The sequence below is a fragment of the uncultured Shewanella sp. genome, from assembly GCF_947495455.1.
Taxonomy (GTDB): domain Bacteria; phylum Pseudomonadota; class Gammaproteobacteria; order Enterobacterales; family Shewanellaceae; genus Shewanella.
In genome coordinates this window covers 1-1,316 of sequence record NZ_CANLZC010000220.1, presented here as the reverse complement: position 1 = coordinate 1,316, position 1,316 = coordinate 1, and the positions used below count along the sequence as shown (strand labels likewise).

The window sequence follows — 1,316 nt, the reverse complement described above, 5'->3', positions numbered from 1 at the left end:
GAGGCGAACCCGGGGAACTGAAACATCTAAGTACCCGGAGGAAAAGAAATCAACCGAGATCCCCCTAGTAGCGGCGAGCGAACGGGGGTTAGCCCTTAAGCCTAAAGGGTGTTAGTGGAATGTGTTGGAAAGCACAGCGGCACAGGGTGATAGCCCCGTACATGAAAACTAACTTTAGGTGAAAACGAGTAGGACGGGACACGTGATATCTTGTTCGAATATGGGGGGACCATCCTCCAAGGCTAAATACTCCTGACTGACCGATAGTGAACCAGTACCGTGAGGGAAAGGCGAAAAGAACCCCTGTGAGGGGAGTGAAATAGAACCTGAAACCGTATACGTACAAGCAGTGGGAGCGGTTCAGCTCTTTCGAGAGCGAGAGGCCGTGACTGCGTACCTTTTGTATAATGGGTCAGCGACTTACATTTTGTAGCGAGGTTAAGCGAATAGCGGAGCCGTAGGGAAACCGAGTGTTAACTGCGCGTTTAGTTGCAAGGTGTAGACCCGAAACCCGGTGATCTAGCCATGGGCAGGTTGAAGGTTGAGTAACATCAACTGGAGGACCGAACCGACTTATGTTGAAAAATGAGCGGATGACTTGTGGCTGGGGGTGAAAGGCCAATCAAACCGGGAGATATCTGGTTCTCCTCGAAAGCTATTTAGGTAGCGCCTCGTACGAATACCATTGGGGGTAGAGCACTGTTAAGGCTAGGGGGTCATCCCGACTTACCAACCCTTTGCAAACTCCGAATACCAATGAGTACTATACGGGAGACACACGGCGGGTGCTAACGTCCGTCGTGGAAAGGGAAACAACCCAGACCGTCAGCTAAGGTCCCAAAGTTATTGCTAAGTGGGAAACGATGTGGGAAGGCTTAGACAGCTAGGATGTTGGCTTAGAAGCAGCCATCATTTAAAGAAAGCGTAATAGCTCACTAGTCGAGTCGGCCTGCGCGGAAGATTTAACGGGGCTAAGCAATACACCGAAGCTACGGGTACTAGTGTTTACACTAGTGCGGTAGAGGAGCGTTCTGTAAGCCGTTGAAGGTGAAGGGGTAACCCACACTGGAGGTATCAGAAGTGCGAATGCTGACATGAGTAACGATAAAGGGAGTGAAAAACTCCCTCGCCGAAAGACCAAGGGTTCCTGTCCAATGTTAATCAGGGCAGGGTGAGTCGACCCCTAAGGCGAGGCCGAAAGGCGTAGTCGATGGGAAACAGGTTAATATTCCTGTACTTTTGCTAACTGCGATGGAGAGACGGAGAAGGCTAGGCTAGCGCGGCGTTGGTAGTCCGCGTTTAAGGCTGTAGGCTGT

Annotated in this window: 1 rRNA gene; it reads left to right on the top strand. The window is 51.1% G+C overall.

Going from position 1 to position 1,316, the window contains the following annotated elements:
• Positions 1 to 1,316: ribosomal RNA gene (locus Q0791_RS24840) — 23S ribosomal RNA — on the top strand; the annotation flags it as partial.